The organism is Rossellomorea pakistanensis (assembly GCF_016908495.1).
Taxonomy (GTDB): Bacteria; Bacillota; Bacilli; order Bacillales; family Bacillaceae_B; genus Rossellomorea; species Rossellomorea pakistanensis.
Genome location: NZ_JAFBDZ010000002.1, coordinates 500651 through 520218, shown reverse-complemented (window position 1 = coordinate 520218; position 19568 = coordinate 500651). Strand labels below are relative to the sequence as shown.

Annotated in this window: 17 protein-coding genes; 4 read left to right on the top strand and 13 right to left on the bottom strand. The window is 36.9% G+C overall.

What is annotated here, in order from left to right; translation table 11 throughout:
* The first annotated feature begins 84 nt into the window (after positions 1–84).
* The 3 genes from JOC86_RS10210 (at position 85) to JOC86_RS10200 (ending at position 3396) form a co-directional block, all read left to right on the top strand.
* Positions 85–1461, top strand: a complete 1377-nt coding sequence (locus tag JOC86_RS10210; protein ID WP_205171756.1) for an amino acid permease — start codon at positions 85–87, stop codon at positions 1459–1461.
* A 97-nt stretch (positions 1462–1558) separates the two neighbouring features.
* Positions 1559–1738 carry a hypothetical protein gene (locus tag JOC86_RS10205; protein ID WP_205171753.1) on the top strand — a complete coding sequence of 60 codons (180 nt, stop codon included), beginning with the start codon at positions 1559–1561 and terminating at the stop codon, positions 1736–1738.
* A 593-nt stretch (positions 1739–2331) separates the two neighbouring features.
* Positions 2332–3396, top strand: coding sequence for a M14 family zinc carboxypeptidase (locus JOC86_RS10200; RefSeq protein ID WP_205171750.1), 1065 nt, complete (start codon positions 2332–2334; stop codon positions 3394–3396).
* 201 nt (positions 3397–3597) lie between these two features.
* Here the strand turns inward: JOC86_RS10200 and JOC86_RS10195 are convergent, their stop codons facing one another.
* From JOC86_RS10195 to JOC86_RS10180, 5 genes are all read right to left on the bottom strand, one after another.
* Entirely contained in the window at positions 3598–3891 is a 294-nt protein-coding gene (locus JOC86_RS10195; RefSeq protein ID WP_205171748.1) for a spore coat protein, read from the bottom strand.
* Between the two features lie 23 nt (positions 3892–3914).
* On the bottom strand, positions 3915–4118 hold the full coding sequence (locus tag JOC86_RS10190; RefSeq protein WP_205171745.1) for a hypothetical protein: 204 nt from the start codon (positions 4116–4118) through the stop codon (positions 3915–3917).
* Positions 4119–4761: 643 nt separating this feature from the next.
* Positions 4762–6807: a bifunctional 2',3'-cyclic-nucleotide 2'-phosphodiesterase/3'-nucleotidase gene (locus tag JOC86_RS10185; protein ID WP_419096047.1), complete on the bottom strand. Its 2046-nt coding sequence runs from the start codon at positions 6805–6807 to the stop codon at positions 4762–4764.
* A 340-nt stretch (positions 6808–7147) separates the two neighbouring features.
* Positions 7148–7273 carry a hypothetical protein gene (locus tag JOC86_RS24980; protein WP_275583392.1) on the bottom strand — a complete coding sequence of 42 codons (126 nt, stop codon included), beginning with the start codon at positions 7271–7273 and terminating at the stop codon, positions 7148–7150.
* 431 nt (positions 7274–7704) lie between these two features.
* On the bottom strand, positions 7705–9066 hold the full coding sequence (locus JOC86_RS10180; RefSeq protein WP_205171737.1) for an aspartate kinase: 1362 nt from the start codon (positions 9064–9066) through the stop codon (positions 7705–7707).
* Between the two features lie 249 nt (positions 9067–9315).
* Between JOC86_RS10180 and JOC86_RS10175 the strand changes: the two genes are divergently transcribed.
* Entirely contained in the window at positions 9316–9768 is a 453-nt protein-coding gene (locus JOC86_RS10175; protein WP_205171734.1) for a GNAT family N-acetyltransferase, read from the top strand.
* A 69-nt stretch (positions 9769–9837) separates the two neighbouring features.
* Here JOC86_RS10175 and JOC86_RS10170 read toward each other — a convergent pair whose 3' ends face one another.
* The 8 genes from JOC86_RS10170 to JOC86_RS10135 all read right to left on the bottom strand — a co-directional run bounded on the left by JOC86_RS10170 (position 9838) and on the right by JOC86_RS10135 (position 19329).
* Positions 9838–9987: a hypothetical protein gene (locus JOC86_RS10170; RefSeq protein WP_205171732.1), complete on the bottom strand. Its 150-nt coding sequence runs from the start codon at positions 9985–9987 to the stop codon at positions 9838–9840.
* A gap of 306 nt (positions 9988–10293) precedes the next feature.
* On the bottom strand, positions 10294–11982 hold the full coding sequence (locus JOC86_RS10165; protein ID WP_205171730.1) for an alpha-L-fucosidase: 1689 nt from the start codon (positions 11980–11982) through the stop codon (positions 10294–10296).
* A gap of 33 nt (positions 11983–12015) precedes the next feature.
* Complete coding sequence (locus tag JOC86_RS10160; RefSeq protein WP_205171727.1) at positions 12016–12651, bottom strand: YesL family protein; 636 nt, start codon at positions 12649–12651, stop codon at positions 12016–12018.
* Between the two features lie 22 nt (positions 12652–12673).
* Positions 12674–13876: a glycoside hydrolase family 88 protein gene (locus JOC86_RS10155; RefSeq protein WP_205171724.1), complete on the bottom strand. Its 1203-nt coding sequence runs from the start codon at positions 13874–13876 to the stop codon at positions 12674–12676.
* A 12-nt stretch (positions 13877–13888) separates the two neighbouring features.
* A complete protein-coding gene (locus JOC86_RS10150) occupies positions 13889–15766 on the bottom strand; it encodes a DUF2264 domain-containing protein (RefSeq protein ID WP_205171721.1) in 1878 nt (625 codons plus the stop codon).
* A gap of 98 nt (positions 15767–15864) precedes the next feature.
* Positions 15865–17388: an extracellular solute-binding protein gene (locus JOC86_RS10145; protein ID WP_205171718.1), complete on the bottom strand. Its 1524-nt coding sequence runs from the start codon at positions 17386–17388 to the stop codon at positions 15865–15867.
* Positions 17389–17466: 78 nt separating this feature from the next.
* Positions 17467–18345 carry a carbohydrate ABC transporter permease gene (locus JOC86_RS10140; protein ID WP_205171708.1) on the bottom strand — a complete coding sequence of 293 codons (879 nt, stop codon included), beginning with the start codon at positions 18343–18345 and terminating at the stop codon, positions 17467–17469.
* A 3-nt stretch (positions 18346–18348) separates the two neighbouring features.
* Positions 18349–19329: an ABC transporter permease gene (locus JOC86_RS10135; RefSeq protein ID WP_239587517.1), complete on the bottom strand. Its 981-nt coding sequence runs from the start codon at positions 19327–19329 to the stop codon at positions 18349–18351.
* Positions 19330–19568: the final 239 nt, after the last annotated feature.

The following is a 19568-nucleotide window of genomic DNA, read 5'->3' as shown; positions in this document are numbered from 1 at the left end:
AGTAAAATGGTATGTAAACACCCTTATTAGTTACATATTCAAATTAGCTATATCAATAATAATACCTAGGTAAGGGGGTATTAGATGGGAAAGTGCGGCACTGGTGCTTCAGGTCAAGCAGCAAACAAAGGTTCTAATAAGGGAGACCTAAAATGGTGGCAATTATCGTTAATTGGTGTCGGCTGTACGATTGGAACCGGTTACTTTCTCGGTTCAAGTATCGGGATTGGTATAACAGGCCCCTCCATTGTCTTTTCTTTTATATTGGCAGCAATCGGAACCTATATTGTATTCAATAGTTTAGCAAAAATGACAGCTGAAGATCCTCAAGAGGGTTCATTCTGTTACTATGCAGGCAAGGCATACGGTCAATGGGCAGGCTTTAGTTGCGGATGGAATTATTGGTGTTCCAATATTCTTATCATGGGCAGCCAATTGACCGCGCTATCAATCCTATCACAATTTTGGTTTCCGAATATTCCTTTGTGGATTTTTGCAGCAGGTTATGCCCTTATTTCAATCATTGTGGTTTTAACAGGAACAAGGGGTTTCGACAAAATTGAAAACATACTAGCCATCGTAAAATTTGCTGCAATCGTTATGTTCATTATTCTTGCCGTTGCCGCAGTATGTGGGTGGATTCCCGGAGATCCAATACGGCCTGACTTACCTACTAAAAGCAATGATATCTTTACCGATGGCTTGAAAGGCTTTTGGGGGTCACTCATTTATGCTTTTTACGCATATGGAGGAATTGAAGTAATTGGAATCATGGCGATGCAGCTTAAGAAGAAAGAAGAAGCTCCAAAGGCGGGCAAGGTTATGCTGCTTGGATTGACAGTGGTCTATGTATTATCCCTTGGATTTGCGGTAACGATGGCTTCACTGGACACATTTCACGAAAAAGAAAGTCCCTTTGTTACGGCTTTTGCAGATTATCATCTCGCTTTTTTCCCGCATGTGTTTAACGGAGCGATCATAATAGCGGGATTTTCAACAATGACTGCGTCTTTATATGGAGTTACAAATCTGCTTGTAACACTGGCTGAAGACGGAGATGCTCCGGCCTTCTTTGCAAAAAAGAGTAAGAGGTTTAAAAGTCTGCCTGTCCCCTCTTTAATACTTGCTACTATTGGTTTGTTGGCATCTATTATCACAGCCTTACTTCTCCCAGGAAGAATATATGAATATATCACCACTGCAGCCGGAATCTTGTTGCTATACAATTGGTTTTTTATCATTATTTCTTCTTTTCGAATTCTACACTATAAATTATGGAATAAGGTCTTCTCATTTGTTGGACTAGCATTAATCCTTTTAGCCATAAGCGGAACACTGTTAGAAAAAGAGATTCGACCTGGATTATATGTCAGCTTACTATTTGTAGTGATAATCGGTTTGGTGTGCTTAAGGATGAAAAAAGTCTGGAATAAATCAAAAAATCCAATTCGGTATTATTAACATGTTTCTTGTTTAAACGGAACGATTTGTCACTAATTTTATCGTGGCTTTGCTCCATACTAATCAAGAAATTCTTTTCAAGTATTTCGATTCAATAATGATTGATGAAATGGAGTGCATAATGTTGGTCAATAACGATCCAGGAAAAGTTGCAAAGCTTTCTCATGAACATAAATCAACCTATGTTGGGAATAAGAATTTAAAACAAAATGTTGGTTCCAAACCTCAAAAAGACCATATTAGAGACGAGCTTCCTGTTGTATTAGACGAGGATTAAGCAACACTCAACAAATGGATTTTAACAGAATGATTTTTTTAATAAGGGCTATCCCATAAAGTGACTGGAACCATTATGATTATCCATTTATAGAAGGTGATATGTAGGTTTCCTCTATAGATGGAATGGTGGTTCCTGACTCGGTTTCGGGACTGCCCTTATTCTTTTTATCTGAATTACTATGTTCTTTTTTCTAATTATATAAAGATTGTCTAGTCATTTAAAACAGATGCAAATACATTTTCAATTACTACATATTTATTAGCACATTTATCATATGTATTAATTCGAAATTCGTGAATTTTCGACATAAATCGCAGAAATTTGTTTAGTTTCTGTTTTTTAAATAGATTCCCAAGCAGACTCACTGGATAATATATCCTACAAAATAAATATTATCCAAATACCTTATGAATACCACTAATACTTATCGACTAGATTCTTTATAAATATTGTCTAAAAAACGATACTTTTTTAATCTATTTCGGGAGGCGAAATTTGTCAAAAGAATAGGTATCATACTCTATTAATTCAATAGTAGTGAAACAGTAGAATTAGGGTTGTACTAAAAGAATAAATGGAGGTATGAAATGATGAGCGTTAAAAAGAAGGTTTTATCTGTTTCTTTATCTAGTTTAATGGCTTTAGGGGCTATCACGGCTGTTTCTATGCCTGTCAATGCTGTCGGTAACGGTCCTAACACAGGAAATGGATCAATCCAAACTTCGATCCTACATACATATGATAGTATGGTAGACTTCCTTAAAACACAAGATGCAAAGCAGGACTTACTGGAGCTCGAGGTGATTGGCCAAACAGTTAAAGGCCGTGATATCCACATGGCTAAGTATTTATCTAATCCTGCCAACCCTACTATTCTATTTTTAACACAGCAGCACGGGAACGAGCAGCTTACAACAGAAGGAGCACTTGAATTTATCAAACATTTAGGCACAGGAAAAACAAAAGGTGTTCTGGATCATGTAAATGTTCTTATCATTCCTATGCTGAATGCAGATGGCGCAATGGGCGATGTGAATTTCTCACTTGATGATTATTTAGCAGATGGAGATCGCCATCTTACTCGTTACAATGCAAACAATGTTGATTTAAATCGTGAGCATGCTAAAGACATTGAGGATATGGAAGTGGAAGCGAAAGCCTTGTATGAAAATGTTTTCGAAAAATACGAAATTGATTATATGATTGATTTACACCACCAAGGAACACTTAGCGAAACCAATGGCGAGCTAGTTTCTGGCTCTATCCTGCATCCAACAAATCCAGATGTAAATCCAGAAGTATTAGAAGGATCTAAAAAACTTGGTTCCGTAGTATACAACTCTCTTGAACCTACTGGATGGGGACATATCGGAAAATATAATGGTGGATCAGGTGCAAATATCGGCCGTAATGGGGCCGCTCTTCGTTATGATATCTCAACGCTTCTCTTTGAAATGAGAGGGATGTCTGATCATTATTATGAGCCCTATGCTCTTGGCCAAAAAAGCAATGGATATTTAATTAAGCAAACCATCACAACATTAGACGCAGCTGTCAGAGCCATTTCCGATGGATCTATTGAAAACGCTGATACTAGCTTCTGGGATACTCTTCCTACTCAGACAAACAGACAGGGAGAAGAATCTGACGAGTAAAACACATTCCTATTTATGGATACTGTGTGGTTATCACAAATCTCTTAAATACGATTTATGAATTTACTTAATAGCTTCCATAATAAAAGCAATTGCGGCTTAATCGCAATTGCTTTTATTCCTTGGTTCTAGTTGCACATTGGGTTATGCTTTGATAAATCTCTTTACAAGAATGCTTTTCGCCAGAAACATGATGATCTTTTAAAATTGGTTATCAGGGTGTAAATTATTTTGCATAAACTCCTGTACTTTGCTTATTTGCTCAGGCGAAGCAATATCTGTTTGATACCAGCCTTTTTCATTCAGTATTTCATAGAGCTTGTATTGGTTGGAATTCGCATTTTCAAAGCATTGTAGATAAATTTCACGAAGCTCTTTATGGCTTGTTTCTAACATAGTATGGCTGATACTTCGACACCGGCCTTTCTCTAACTCCAAACAAAGCTGCAGCATTTCTCGATCCGTCAGCCCCCGCCCCTCTATATTATTTGGCATATAGAACACCTCTTTCCCATACTTTATTGAATCATTCTAGAACGATTGAAATACTGTGCAAGATCAGCTATTTTTAATTGATGTTGCTCTGCAAGCTGTTCCAATGACTTTCGAAGCTCTTGATCTTTACATTGTGAAGCACACCAATTCATTGTCTTTGCTGTAATTTCCTCTGCTCTTATTTCGTCTTCAATCAAAGCCAACTCTTTTGTCGTTAGCTGGTTCATTCCGCTCACCCCCATTATTTGTAATCTTTTCCCTAGCTAGTATTTATTGATCTCGACCTTTTTATCCGATAATGGGGTTCAAAGAATAAAAAATCTTATTTCAACAACAAGTCAGCAAACCTTGAGCATTAAAAGAGACTGCCCAAAAGGGATTAGGAACCACCATGTTCGGCTATAAATAGAAGACACTTATTTCCTATTTATTGATGTTATGGTTCCTGACTCCCTAGTTTTAGAGCAGCCCTTTGTTTTTACTATCATGTTGATAGTTTGATATGTTCCCTTATCTATTAACATGTGCATAAATTTGAAGTCTGGTGCAATTCCTAGTCGCTTTTGTGCGTAAATTTAGATTCTGATGCAATTCCCAACCATTCTCGTGCATAAAATCAAAAAGTTGTGCATTACCACATTCAAGGTAAGGAAAATAGGGGATTTTCCCGATGCAGAGAGTGAGCGTGGAATATTCTCGTATTAATTTTAAAGAAAAAACAGAATGAGTGATAAATTCATCAAAATTTAAGACTGAAGATCAAAGGAGCTGGTTAATCAAAAAAAAGAGCCTTCTGATAGTATAAAAATGCCTATCAGACAGCCCCTTTTTTACAATTTAATTGTCACATGTCGATAAAAGTACGTTTACTTATTTGTTCACCTTCGAAGAATCTGCTTTTGGAAACTGAATAGAATATTTTCCGAAGCCATTTGTTCCTTCTCCTTGATATTCAATCGGGCTATTTTCTCTAAGAGCTTTTTGTGCATCCATTGAAGATTCGAAGGTTGCATTCACAGCATGCCCAACAGGTGCAAAGGTCCAGTTATTATCAGCAGAAGGATCTATCGTACCTTTTTCACGGATAAAATCAATGATCGCTTGACGGTTTTCATCTGGATATAATTCCACTCCTGTATTGTTTCTTACACCAGGGAATGTACCACTTGCACGATAGTTATTAGTTACGACAATAAACTCTTGATTTACATCAATAGGCTGTCCATTGTACTGTAAGTTTTTGATTCTATTTGCTTCAGGATTTATTACATTTCCGTCTCCATCGTATTTTGCTTGCTCTGTCACATCAATCTCATATGTGACACCATCAATCACATCATAGTTATAAGTTGGGAAATCATTATTGATTAAAGCTTGCTCACCACTGGCTTCCTCTTTCATTTGATTAAATTGTCCTGCAGACATTTCCAACCATTCTTTCACATCCGCACCGGTAACTTTTACCGTGGCCACTGTGTTTGGATAGAGATAAAGATCTGATACGTTTTTTATGGCAATGGTACCTTCAGGAATATAAGTATAATAGTTTGCCCCATTACGTCCGCCTGCTTTAAATGGTGCACCAGCTGAAAGAATGGGTAGATCTTCATTCGGAGTACCTTTTAATTGCTTTTCGATGTACCACTTTTGAGCATTTGTCACAATTTGAATGGATGGATCATCCTGTACTAATGCAAAGTAGCTGTGAATACCTGCAGATGTTTGACCAACAGGTTGACGTACATAATTCACTGTTGCCTCATGGTCTTCCTTTACCACTTCTAAAATTGCTGGATCGGGATCAGCTAAGCTTTCCTTTTTCGTTTGTCCATTCTCTTTGTAGCTTCTGAAAATAGCTCGAAGCTCTGTTTCAGAACGAGTAACCTGCCATTTTCCTTTTATTTTTTTAATCGTTAAGTCCATTACGCCAAGTTGATTGCCCCAGTTTCCAGGCATGATAAAAGGAACACCATTTACAGTGCCTTTATCCGTATCTACACCGGGAAGATCACCGAAATCACCTGGGAAGGTTTTATGGTTATGCCCCGAAATAATCGCGTCTACCCCTTCAACCTTTGTCAGATCGTAAGCAGCATTTTCTTCAAATTCACTATACTTCGCATCTCCCATTCCTGAGTGTGAAAGGACAATAATAAGATCCGCACCTTCTTCCTTCATTTTAGGAATATTCGATTCTACCGATTTAACGATATCCTTTGTGATTACCTTGCCATCCAGATTTGCTTTATCCCATTGTGTAATTTGAGGCGTTACTGCTCCAATGACCCCAATTTGGATGACTTTTGTTTTTCCATTAACATCCTTCACCTTTTTGTTGATGATTTGATATGGTTTAAAGTAATTGTGATCATTGTTAGGATTATCATCACCATCATCCTTGTAAACGTTGGCATTTACATACGGAAACGGGGCGTCATCTAATACTTCATCTAAATAATCCAACCCATAATTAAATTCATGATTCCCAACAGTTGCTCCATCATAATTTAATAATTCCATCGCTTTAAAAACGGGATGAACTTCACCATCCTCAAGTCTGTCCACTTTTGCTTTATAATCACCCAGCGGATTCCCTTGAATAAGATCGCCATTATCAAACAACAACGTGTTCTCCACTTCTGATCTCGCTTCCTTAATCAACGTTGCCGTCTTAGCTAAACCAAATTCGATCGTTTCTGCATCCTTATAATAGTCATAATTATATAAATGCGTATGAATATCAGTTGTTCCTAAGATTCTAAGATTCACTTCATGTTTCCCTGCTTTACTAGGTTTCCCAGCATGTTCTGGCTTTGCAGCGATGACACCATCTAAAGAAATAGGTAAAGCAAATACAGATAGGGCCATCGTTGTAGCTAAAACGGTTTTACTTAAAGTACGAAAAGGCTTTCTCAAAGAACACAACTCCTTGCATATTAGTAATTTTGGATTATATCCATTACTAATTTTAAATATTAATAGAATTTTTTAACAGGAGTAAATAGTGTTATTTTTTTAAAGAAATATTAATAATCTGTAAATTAATAGGTCAATAGTCTAGATGTGATTAAAAGATTATGACGTAACAGAAGGGAAAATTAATAGGGGACTAGGTTCTGAAGTTCTGTATGCAATGAAACACTTTCAACAAAATAATATGGGGCAATGAGTCTGGAATTACAATTTTACAATATAGAAGAAAATTTCTGGTAAGGTCATTCATTGTAATTCCAGACCCCTATTTCCATGTCTATGGTTACTTTTTCTTTTGACTCTTCGCACGGTTTGCCTCAAGCTCAGCAGCATACTCTTTTTGAGACTTCCCTTGCTTTTGACTCTCTGATTGAATTTTTCTGAATTTGTTATCATTTAAGTTTGGCATTCTCCCACCTCCTTATGAACATCGTTATTTTAAACAAGTTTGGGGCTTTTATTCATGAGAGGATACGGGAGTGATGGAGTGAGTGCCTGAATGGGGGATACAGCCTTGGTTGTCTCATAATCAACGTAAGGCGCATAATGTCTTCGGGACAGCTCATAAAATGGTCTTATTGACTCATAAAAGAGCAGTTTTCGCATAAACATCCTGACTTGCCTCATAAAACTATCTATCACGCATAAAATCTTCAGGTCGACTCATAAATAGCTCTTACTGACTCATATAAGTTGCTTTGCCGTGCATAAACGTTCTTACTTGGCTCAAATAATCAAGTAAGCAGTACTGATAAATTTTTCAACCTATCTTTCATAATAAAAGTACAAATGAGAGCAACCGTAATAGTTGCCCTCTTTATTGTTCTCTTCATCAACCTATCAAACAACTACCCCAACAAAAAACTCCTCATAGATCGCTTGAACGGCCCGCTTTTCGTCCTCTTCCTTTACACCAAACATCATGCTGACTTCGGATGAGCCTTGGTTGATCATTTCAATATTGACTCGTGCCCTTTCTAAAGCTGCTGATGCTTTTGCCATTGTCCCGATATTATGGCGCATCCCTTTTCCCACAACCATAATGAGTGCTAGATTATGTTCGACCTTTACCTCATCAGCATGTAGTTCCCGTTTTATTTGGTCAATGATTTCTTTTTCAAGTAAGTGATCCATTTGGTTTTGTCTTAAAATAATCGAAATATCGTCAATTCCAGACGGTGTATGCTCATAGGACAAACCATTTCTTTCTAAAATATGTAGGAGCTTACGTCCAAATCCTACTTCTCTATTCATCAAATATTTGCTGACATAGATACTGCAAAACCCTTGGTCACTTGCAATCCCGATAACAGGTCCGTTTGTATTGTCACGTTCATTTACGATCCTTGTTCCAAGGGCGGAGGGGTTATTAGTATTTTTGACATTCACTGGGATGCCTGCCCGAAAAGCAGGAATCAATGCCTCTTCGTGAAAAACAGAGAAACCAGCATAAGATAATTCCCTCATTTCCCTGTACGTTAATTCGCGAATTTCCTTTGGATTTTGGACAATAGTCGGATTTACGGAATAAACGGCGTTAACGTCTGTAAAGTTTTCATAAAGCTCTGCTTTGATTCCATTTGCTAAAATCGCACCTGAAATATCCGATCCACTACGTGAAAAAGTAACGACCTCACCTTGTTCATTGTAACCAAAAAACCCTGGAAAGATGAGAATCCCTGATCTTTCACGTAGAGAGTATAGACGTTGATAGGAATCAGGCAATACTTGAGCATTTCCCGGTTCATTACTAACGAACAACCCTGCCTCCTTAGGATTTACATAGTGAGCTTCTACACCCTGATGACGGAAATATGCCGCAATAAGCTTCGCGTGATTATCTTCTCCGCTGGCTTTGATTACATCTAAGAATTGTTCGGGGTTACATTTATCAGCTTGTAATAATGTAAGTAAATCATCATGAATCTTTTCCACAATATTAGCAGAAAGATTCAATTCTCTTGCTATACTAGAATATCTTTCTATGACGGCTTCAAATAAATCAGGTGCCTCTCCATCTTCCAAATAGCCTTCTGCACAAGCTATCAGTAAATCCGTTACCTTACAATCATCCGAATATCGTTTGCCTGGAGCTGATACGACCACCATTTTTCGTTTGGAATCAGACACCACGATATTATATACCTTCTGGATTTGCTCACCTGAAGCTAACGAAGATCCACCAAACTTAACAACTTTCATCCCTACATCTCCTGCTCTTTATAAATTTTAATACTTATTATCAACCTAATGCGTAAAGAATTCAAGAACTTTTTCCTCTGTATGTGAACAGATGTATTTATATAAAGGACAAAGCCGGTGTTAAAATAGTAAAAAATAGTAAAATTATCATAGTATTTTACTAATGATTAAGGTTATAAACCTTTTTTAACGATTATAGGATTAGGATGGTAAAATGGAGAAAAATACAAAAGACTTAAGGAGAACATTATGAATATTAGAAAACTATACAGTGGTGAAACTCCACCAATGAGCTTGTTGTTATTAGCAGATCCTTCCCTATCCATTGTCAAGGAATACATTAATAGAGGGGAATGTTATGTAGCCGAAAGTGAGAATCATATTGTCGGAGTTTATGTCCTCCTTCCCACAAGGCCTAATACGGTAGAATTGGTAAATGTAGCCGTTGTAGAGGAGCATCACGGTAGAGGGATAGGAAAACAGTTAGTCATGGATGCCATTCAAACAGCCAGGTCAAAAGGGTTTAAAACAATCGAAATCGGTACTGGAAATGCAGGCATAGGACAATTAGCCCTTTATCAAAAATGTGGTTTTAGGATCATTGGCGTTGATTTAGACTTTTTTATTAGACACTATACAGATGAAATATTTGAGAATGGTATACAGTGCAGGGATATGATTCGATTATCTCAAGAATTATAATGAACTTAAGGTCAAAATTTTGAAAAGGGGAGAACCTGACTCCTCCCCTTAACACTCTAGAGTCTTCTTTCATTCAAAAGATAGAAAAGAATTATACTCTTCACTTCTTCCTCCGTCTTTACCGTTGCTTTCGATTTTTAAATTACTGCCAATGACCAAATAAAAGTTATTCCTATAAATCAAAGTGATAGTCCATCCAAAAACCTCAATAAAGCCCAAATCATCCCCCCCCCTGAGAATGCATAGTTTTATCTATTGCTCCATATGCGAGGAATAGAGAGTTAATAAAAAGCGGGAATATGTTTTGGAATGAACATCAGAAGGTGTAAAAGAGCTGCCTGTTTCAGCAGGTATCGCTGAAGGTTTTGTGTGAATTGGGCTGTGGGAAAAGTTTTGGAACTGTAAGTTTTATCCATTAAAAAACAACAAAAATAGAGTGCTATATCCATCATAGATTTTGCACTCTTATCGGTTAATATTTTTATTTCTCTATAATTTGGAGTTTAAAATTGAAAACGAAAGCTCCTAATTGGTTTTTATTATTTGGATTGTTCTTATTTTGACTGCTTCCGCTTGCCAAATTTCCGGACCTTTTGCCTTTTCTTTAATCCTATTTGAACCCAGTTCTAACGAAAATAGACCTATCGTTTCGATATCAAAGGTTCCTAAATGACTTTGCACCTCAGAATACGGATACTGACAGTTGTCCGAGTCCGTTACAATTTTATCTTCTTTAGGTAATACATTTTTGGTTTTATTTCCAAATCGAAGGATCATATCCTGGTTAAATTCATCTGCCCAATTCGTTCCTGCTTTTTTATAGGTTATTAAGCGAATTTCATATTTTCCCTTTTCTGCGATTTTCACCTTCCACTTTGCTACATTATGATCATGTTCCTTTTCTATTATGGAATGTCCAAGATCTAGCTTTATCATCCCTGATTGTTCAATAAAAGTAGAATCAATTTGTAATTCTCCTTCTAATTCAACGACCACTACTGAAATGAATTCAGAAGGCGGTTCATTTTGCAGATTCAAATGCAGATTGTACAAGCCCACAAATTCCACAGAATTTTGCTCAAAAGGAACGTTTAGATGGGGCTCTGAAAGAAGATAGACTTTCTTGACTTTGCTTTTAAATCCATTAATTCGAATAGAGCCAGTAGACCATTTGTTATTTTGAATATGAAGGTAAACCTTTTTTCCTTTAACTGTAATCGCACCCCAGTCAAACTCATAAGGAAACGGACTTTCTTTTGTACCGTAAACGGCCTCCCCATTTTCATTCATCCACGCCCCAATTTCCTTCAATTTTTCTACAGAAGGGATTGGAATTTCCCCAAGACTAGTGGGACCTACATTTAGAAGGAGATTCCCTCCTTTGCTAAAAATAGTAACCATTTTCCTTATAATCGATTCGGTGGTCTTATAATTATCATCTTGTTCATTGTACCCCCAAGATTTATTTAATGTCATAGGGGTTTCCCATGCTTTAGTACCTTCTCCGTACATTGGTATTTCATTATCCCCTTTAGATTGGTAATCTCCAAAATTGGGCCAGTGACTAACTCGGCTGTTTATTAAACAATCAGGCTGATACTTCTTAACTAACTGAACGATTTCTTCACTATCTTTTTTTGAAAGCCCTCCTGCAGTATCAAACCATATTATCCCTATCGGTCCGTATTGGGTCAATAACTCTGTAATTTGTGGTTTAACAAGCCGGTTCCAATAATTGTAGAAGGATTTTTCTTCAAGCTGATAATCCCAAGTATTGTTGCAATGCTCATGAATCGAATGAGGATGATGCCAATCAATAACATGCGAATAATAAAAGCATAGTTTCAATCCCTGTATTGCACACTCCTCTGCGAGTTCCTTTAGTGGGTCTCGTTCGAATGGAGTAGAGTCTACAATATTGAATGGTTCAGTCTCCGATTTAAACATTGCAAAACCATCATGATGTTTAGCTGTAATCACTATATATTTCATACCTGCTTCCTTAGCAACACTTACCCATTCCTTAGCATTAAACCTTTTAGGGTTAAAGGTTGCTGCTATTTTCTCATACTCTTTTACAGGGATTTTTTGACCATACATGGTCCATTCACTTTTCCCAATTGCAGCATAAAGCCCCCAATGAATAAACATTCCGAATCTTGATTCCGTAAACCAATCAATCGATTTTTTATTTTCTACTATCTGTTCCTGCATGCGTCACCCTTCTTTCAAAATTAGAGGAATTTTTTATAATGATAGATTTTCAGTCACTTCTTGTTTGTTTTTTTCAAAAGCAAGGTTGGCCATAAACATTAAAAACCATGCTAAAACACTAAAGCTTAAGAATGGTATGAGACCTGGTACGTAAGAAAAGATAAAATAAAAAGCTACAAGACCGCCCATCATAGAAAGACCATGAAAAGGGTATGAAATCGTTAATAGAAAGGATAGTTTCACATATTGTAAAGTTGGTAGTTTATAGTGAACGACAACCGGAGCTAAGAAAAGAATTGTAATGATCATTGTGAATGTAAGAGATAGCAGCAGTATATACAAAACTGTAAAAAGGATACCTTCCTGATCTTTAAGAAGGACCAGATAAAAATAGAGGATAAAACCCATGATGCCTACTAGCACTCCTAACAGATTAGATTTCCAAAACTCCCTTCTAAACGATTGCCAATACGTTTTAGAAAATGAAAATTCCTCTTTTTGTATAATCATTTTTCTAAGTAATGTATACATGGCCAATGTTGAAGGAAACAATCCGCCAATGATGAGTCCAGAAAAAGTACCAAGAACCCATAGAAATTGTATATAAACAAGTTTTGAAATCCATTCCATCCCTTTATATAGTCTTCCCACTACTCCGTTGATTTCCATTATTAAACCACCTACCTTTCTTTCACCAGTACAATTGCCAGTTTTTCGAAGTTCTCACCAGTGCCTCAAAATAAAAATAATCCCCCCACATACTACTTTCATTGATTCCATGACCAAGCTTTTTATTATAAACACTGTGAAGCAATACGCCCTCTTCCGAATCATCTTCTTTCGTTAGATAATTCTTTGATAAAGATGAAATAATATGGAGAGTTGCATTTTCATAATACCTACGGTAGTTATCCAGTACCGGCATGTGCTTGACCATCTCCAACCATCCACATGCTGCAATAGCTGCAGCCGAACTGTCTCTTTCTTCTTCTCCATTTGTAAAAATTAAATCCCAATAGCAAATATAATCATCTGGTAGTCTATTAAGAAAATAGTTACTTAATTTTTCACTTACCGAGAATAATTGTTCATCTTTTGTATATAAGTAGCTCAATGGAAACCCATAGATTCCCCAGGCTTGTCCCCTCGACCAGCAGGATTCATCAGAATATCCTTGATGTGTATCACCCTTAATAGGTTCCCCTGTTTCTGGATTCATATAAAATGTATGATAGGTTGATGCATCTTCTCGCACGATATAGTTTAATGCCTGAAGAATATGTTGGTAGGCTGCTTTCTTATATTTAGGATCATGCGTTTCCTCTGAAGCCCAATATAGTAATGGTAGATTCATATTACAATCAATAATCATCCTCCCACGCTGTTTGGGATTTGTTAAATCTCCCCATGCCTGAATAATTCCAGCCTTTTCATGAAACCTCGCCAACAATAAATCCGCTGCCTTTAGTGCTACCGTTCTCGCTGCTTGATTTCCAGTTAATTTATAGGCATTTACACAGGATAACGTATATAGAAATCCCAAGTCATGGGTATTCGTCATGATTTGCTTTTCAATTCTTTCCCGATAGGTCTCAAATTGGACCTCCGCAATGTCTCTATATTTCTTATCACCTGTCACTTCGTAAGCAAGCCAAAGCATTCCCGTCCAAAAACCTGGAGTCCATTCCACATTTTCAGTTGCGTCAAACCTATTGTTCGACGTACATGGAGCAGGAAACTGGTGGGAGAATCTCGGGATTTTTTGATCTATTTTTTTCAATACATGTTGAATGGCTTTCCTGGCATGTTCTTTTGTAAACACAGGCGGGGTTTCATACCTTTCTATTTTTTGAATACATTCACTCTTAATTTCTTTGTCTATTGTTTTTATCATTTTTTCCCCTCCCTAAACTGTTGTTTTCAGATTAATCCCATCTAGTTTATATATCTCTTCGTTATATTGATTGACGATGACCAAGTCTTCTTCCTGGAAATGTAAGGTAGGCTTTTGAGCCCAAAGTACTTTTCCGCTTTCAAAATCATTATTTCCTATTACAGCTGAAGCATATAGATGTGTACCTCGTGAAATCTTCCCGCTTAAAGTTGGAATATATGAAGTAGAAGAATGAAGAACATTTGTATTCGGATCAGCTAATACCAATGATGGGATTCTTTCTCCCATAAGGTTCTTTATACCACTTAGACCCCAAGGGCAAATCGTTCCAATACTGTCTATATCCCTCAATTCCTGATGCGAGTTTTGAAGACTTACCGGCTTTTCTCGTGCAATGGCAAAGCCTCCCTCTGCCGTAATTAGTTCTCTTTCTGATTGAATTTTATGAATTCTCACATGCCATCCTTTCAATGGCACCAACCATGTTTCAACTTGAACATTACTCCACGGTTTCCAACGCGAGTAAATCGACTTGCCATCCATTTTTACTTCTTCACATTTTCTACGCCCTCGATAATACATATGGTCTTCACTGAAGACGAGCATCGAGTCGAAAGCACCTTGTGATAAATCAAATTGACTTTTTGGAACGCTGAATCCAAAAGAAGTGGAGTATGCAAACTTGGCATATTTTTCAGCAGTGTGAGCCGGTTCGAATAAAGCGTATTGTCCTGAAGTCAGGGCAACAACATGGTCTCCATCTCTTGAAATCATCATATTAGGATACTTTAATGACTTAACATCTTCTAATTTAGGCAAAGGTTCTTCTTCTGCAGACCATATTGGGTGATTCTCGTCAAGAGCTAATAATAAGAATGTTTTTAATGCCCAATAGGGTGAACCAGGTGCATTATATTTTTCTGCCAACATTAAATTCGGATAGGTATATCCAATGCTTAGAGCACCATCTGAATGATAAATTGGTTTACTTAGCCACCACCTTAAATGGCGTAATATAATACCTTTCATAACACCCCATGAGAACACTTCGATGTTAGCAAAGGCTAGCGCGCTCCAAAAAGCTCCCTGGGCAAATCGATAGGTTAAGCTTCTTCCAAAAGGAATAGATGAGCCGTCTTCAGAAAACCAATAAATAAACTCTTTAGCAAAGACTTGTGCTCTTTCTTTATATCTCTCTGCACGTTCAGAATCCTTATTCTTCATCACTTCCGCATAAATAAGCCCGTAAAAGTAAAAGCCAAAAGGAACGTAGTAATCAATTTGAGGCGTATTTCCATCGGAAAACCATCCATCACCCAAGTAGAATTCTTCTAATCTATTTAATGTTTTTTCTTGAAGACTTTTATCATAATCTAGTCCTAGGGTATCAAAAGCTAAGTTAACCATTACTCTAAAATACAACCAGTTATTATCGACAGGTTGTTTTTTGTTAATCTGATTTAACCATTGATACAAATTTTCTTTTTCTTTTTCAGTTAAAGGGTCCCAGATTTTATCAGGTACTAAAATCAGTCCTAATGATAGGGCAGCCATTTCAACCATTCTTTGATCTACATCTGTTATTGTGCCCCAGTATTCCTGATTTTCGGGGTTGGTCCCATTTTTTATTCCTTCTATATATATACCCTCTAATATTTTTGATTCCCCACCGCCTTTCCAAAAAGGGGCCAGTCCCCATAATGGACGTGAAAATCCCTCCATTTGAATGACTTGGTTTCTTGAAATGGCACTCGTTTTACCGATATCCAATAATGCCTTATTGTTCGAGTAATAACCAACTAATGGAGTACAGAGCTGGGATACAGCTTCCATTACATCCTCTCTAGTTTTAAGGGGATTATGCAATATAGGAATTTGATTAAACTTCATGTACTTCTCCCTTCCAAATCTTCCTCAAAGGATCCCTAATGAAAGGTGTTAGTTCAGGGGGGAGAACTAACACCCCATCTATTCACTAAATTAAGAGTTTAACTATTTTGATAACGCTTGTAAGCCTCATTGTAAACTTCAATAAATTTTTCAAATCCCATGTCTTGTAAACGTTTCTTAAATTCATCATGATTGATTTTGTCTGCACCCATTATCCATTTTTGTACCGTTTCGCTTTTGTAAGTCCGAATTTGTGTGCCTATATCGGTTAAAATTTTTTCCTCTTCTTCAGTAAAAGAAAGATTTGGCATTTCCTCTATAAAATAATCACCTTTCGTATACTCCTCAATTCCTTTTACGGCAATAGGGTTCATCCAAAGTTTTTCATACTCAAAATCCTGGTGGAAAGAGAATGGAACCTGGGCACCATAAGAACGCAGGTTTTCAACTATATTTCCATCATTAGCAGTTAACGCCTTTTCCGTAAATTGCGGCTTTCCATTCTTCATCTCGTATGTTTCGCCTTCTATACCATAATTCATTAACCTTCTGCCTTCTTCACTGTAGAAGAAATCAAGATATTTAATCATTTTCTCTGGGTTTTCGACCTCTGCACTGATGGCAACCCCTAGATTATTTCCATAATCGGATCTCTTGGTTGGCTCGATTCGTTTCCCTTCTGTATTTTCAGGAGGAGACATAACGACAAAGTTTATTCCTGGTACGCTTTCTTTTAATGTGTCATTATATCCAGCTGTACTTCCCGGATAATAACGTGAAGCTCCTCCTAAATTATTGCCTAACAGATATTCTCTCGACTTTTGTCTTGTGAAGATTTCCTGATCAAGCAATCCCTCTTCATACCACGCTGCTAAATTCTCCATCGCTGTTGAGAACTTATTTTCATAAGGTCCATATTTTATTTCACCATTCTCAATATAGACATCATCAAAGGCTCCCCATAATGAACTTAAACCCAATATATTACTTTCTGAGAAATACGGAACTTCATCTTGTTTTCCATTCCCATTAGGGTCTTTTTCTTTAAAGGCCTTTAGGACATTGTAAAATTCATCAACATTTTGCGGAGTTTCCAGGTTCAATTTATCCAGCCAATCCTGCCTGATGAAATAAGTCTCTGCTACTACTCCGTCAGAGATGTACGGTACCATGTACAGATTTCCATCCGGACCTTGATTAGCTTTTAAGAAAGCCTCATCTTCTTCGATATATTTTTGAATATTCGGAGCATGCTCTTTGATTAAATCATTAAGGGGAAGAAATGCTCCTTCCATACCAAACTTATTTAAGTATTTCTTCTGCCCATGCACTAATTCCGGGATCTCTCCTGAAGCGATCATCAGGTTAAAAGCTTCTACGCTGTTTGTGGAGGATTTTGGTGCTGTACCCTTAAGTTTTATTCCTGTCTTTTCTGCTGCTTCTTTAAAAGTTGCCCAATCATCGTTAAAGATGAAATAACCATTTGATGCGTGCATAAAGAAATCTAATTCTTCGACTTCCCCATCTTTACTGTCCTGTGATGAAGTAGATGTATCAGAACATCCTCCAGAAAAAATCATCAGACCAGCTAGTATCGGCGCCATTAATTTTCTTTTTTTCATCTTCTGACCCTCCAGTTTTTTATTGGCATTCTTACCCTTTAATAGCTCTGGGTCACCTCCCCCCTTAAGGAATGTAAATTATTCTTTAACCCCGCCGATCATAGTACCTTTTACAAAATACTTCTGAAGGAAAGGGTAAACCACAATAATTGGGATGATCGAAACAATGATCGTTGCGTAAATAAAGGTTTCCTGTGACATTTTGTTGGCAACAGCCATAGCTCCAGTTAACTCTTCTTTCAAACTCATTTCTACGATCATTTTTTTTAATAAGACTTGGAGCGGAATTTTACTTTCGTCATTCAATAAAATCATCGACCAGAAGTAACTGTTCCATTTTCCTACTGCATATATGAGCCCGATCGTTACCAATGCTGGCTTTGAAAGAGGCAAGTAGATATGTCTTAAGATTTGCAAATCATTAGCACCATCCATTTTTGCAGATTCTTCTAATGAATCAGGAACTGATTGGAAGAATGTTCTAAGAATGATGACTAGAAAGGCTGACACGGCAAAGCCAACAATGATGCTTGTCCGTGTATCTAGTAAACCTAATTCTTTGAAATTTAGGTAAGTAGGGATTAATCCCGCTCCAAACCACAATGTAAAAGCGACAAAAAAAGCGATAACAGTCCTACCTTTCAATCTCTTTTTTGAAAGAGGATATGCACCACAAATTGTCAACAACAAACTAAGTGCCGTTCCTACGACTGTGTAAAAAACCGTATTTCCATAGGCTAACCATAAGCCTTCTTTAGATAAAATAGTCTTATAGGAATCAAGGTTTATCTCCTTTGGAAATAGCAATACCTCCCCTTTTACAACAGATAAGCCCGAACTGAATGAAGCTGAAAGAACATAGATAAAAGGGTAAAGGCATGCAATAGAAAGAATCGCTAGAGCTGTATAAATAAGTATTGTGGACAGTTTTTCTGAAAATGACTGTTTCAATCCCATCACCTACCATAATCCATAGTTAGTCACTTTTTTACTTAATCGATTGGCTAAGACTACTAGAACTAGGCTTACCACCGAGTTAAATAATCCTGCCGCTGCCCCAACTTCATAATTTCCGCCTTGGAGGCCAGCACGGTAAACATAAGTATTAATAACGTCAGCCGTTTCATAGGTTGCTGGCTGGTAAAGTAGAATAATAGACTCATAACCAACTTCTAAAAAGCTCCCGAGATTTAAAATCAATATAATCATTATGGTCGGAAGCATTCCAGGCAGGGTAACATACCACATCTGGTGCCACCTGTTTGCGCCATCCATTTTGGCAGCTTCATATAATGCCGGGTTTATACCCGCGATAGCTGCTAAATATAGAATGGCACTGTATCCTATATCCTTCCAAATTTGCATAGATCCAATATAAATAGTCCGGAAATATTCAGGCATAGCCAAGAAGTTTAATTTTTCTCCACCCAATTTTTCAATTAGGATATTGACAAGTCCATTCGTTGGTGCTAAAAAATTTGTTACAATCCCAGCAATAATAACTACTGAAATAAAATGAGGTAAATAGGTGATAGTTTGTACTGTCTTTTTAAAGACCATATTCTTTACTTCATTTAATAGTAGAGCAAGGATGATCGGAGCTGGAAAGGCAAAAATTAGGCCCCAAAGATTAATCATAAATGTATTCACTAAGTTCCTTACGAAATACTCACTATTGAAGAATCGTGCAAAGTTTTCAAATCCAACCCAGGGGCTTTCCGTAATCCCCTTAAATAAGCTATAATCTTTAAACGCAATTTGCAGACCATATATTGGTTTATAATGAAAGATAAGATACCATAGTATAAATGGGATTAGCATTAAATATAGGTAACGATCTCTCCATATAATGGATTTAGCCATATTGAACTTTGCGTTTAAGGTTGATTTTTTTGTTACATTGATTTTAGTTTCTTTTAGTTCCGACACTGGATTACTCAATTGTCACCATCCTTCCTGCTTTCAATACCAGTAAGCGTTTTCACCTTTTCTAAAGTAGAATCCCTCCTTAAGTTCTGTTAATTCACATAATAAAAAAGATTTCAGCAAGTCTCCATCTCCATTTTTTAATAATCACACCATAAAATTCACTATATTTAGAATTTTGAGAATATAAATGCTTTTCAAAATCATAAATTTGATTTTTTGTAGATAATCTTAAAAAATGATGAACGGACCAT

Coding starts and splice junctions, on each gene's coding strand:
- JOC86_RS10210 (WP_205171756.1), top strand. CDS start 85: ATGGGAAAGTGCGGCACTGGTGCTTCAGGTCAAGCAGCAAACAAAGGT.
- JOC86_RS10205 (WP_205171753.1), top strand. CDS start 1,559: ATGATTGATGAAATGGAGTGCATAATGTTGGTCAATAACGATCCAGGA.
- JOC86_RS10200 (WP_205171750.1), top strand. CDS start 2,332: ATGAGCGTTAAAAAGAAGGTTTTATCTGTTTCTTTATCTAGTTTAATG.
- JOC86_RS10195 (WP_205171748.1), bottom strand. CDS start 3,891: ATGCCAAATAATATAGAGGGGCGGGGGCTGACGGATCGAGAAATGCTG.
- JOC86_RS10190 (WP_205171745.1), bottom strand. CDS start 4,118: ATGAACCAGCTAACGACAAAAGAGTTGGCTTTGATTGAAGACGAAATA.
- JOC86_RS24980 (WP_275583392.1), bottom strand. CDS start 7,273: ATGCCAAACTTAAATGATAACAAATTCAGAAAAATTCAATCAGAGAGT.
- JOC86_RS10180 (WP_205171737.1), bottom strand. CDS start 9,066: ATGAAAGTTGTTAAGTTTGGTGGATCTTCGTTAGCTTCAGGTGAGCAA.
- JOC86_RS10175 (WP_205171734.1), top strand. CDS start 9,316: ATGAATATTAGAAAACTATACAGTGGTGAAACTCCACCAATGAGCTTG.
- JOC86_RS10165 (WP_205171730.1), bottom strand. CDS start 11,982: ATGCAGGAACAGATAGTAGAAAATAAAAAATCGATTGATTGGTTTACG.
- JOC86_RS10160 (WP_205171727.1), bottom strand. CDS start 12,651: ATGGAAATCAACGGAGTAGTGGGAAGACTATATAAAGGGATGGAATGG.
- JOC86_RS10155 (WP_205171724.1), bottom strand. CDS start 13,876: ATGATAAAAACAATAGACAAAGAAATTAAGAGTGAATGTATTCAAAAA.
- JOC86_RS10150 (WP_205171721.1), bottom strand. CDS start 15,766: ATGAAGTTTAATCAAATTCCTATATTGCATAATCCCCTTAAAACTAGA.
- JOC86_RS10145 (WP_205171718.1), bottom strand. CDS start 17,388: ATGAAAAAAAGAAAATTAATGGCGCCGATACTAGCTGGTCTGATGATT.
- JOC86_RS10140 (WP_205171708.1), bottom strand. CDS start 18,345: ATGGGATTGAAACAGTCATTTTCAGAAAAACTGTCCACAATACTTATT.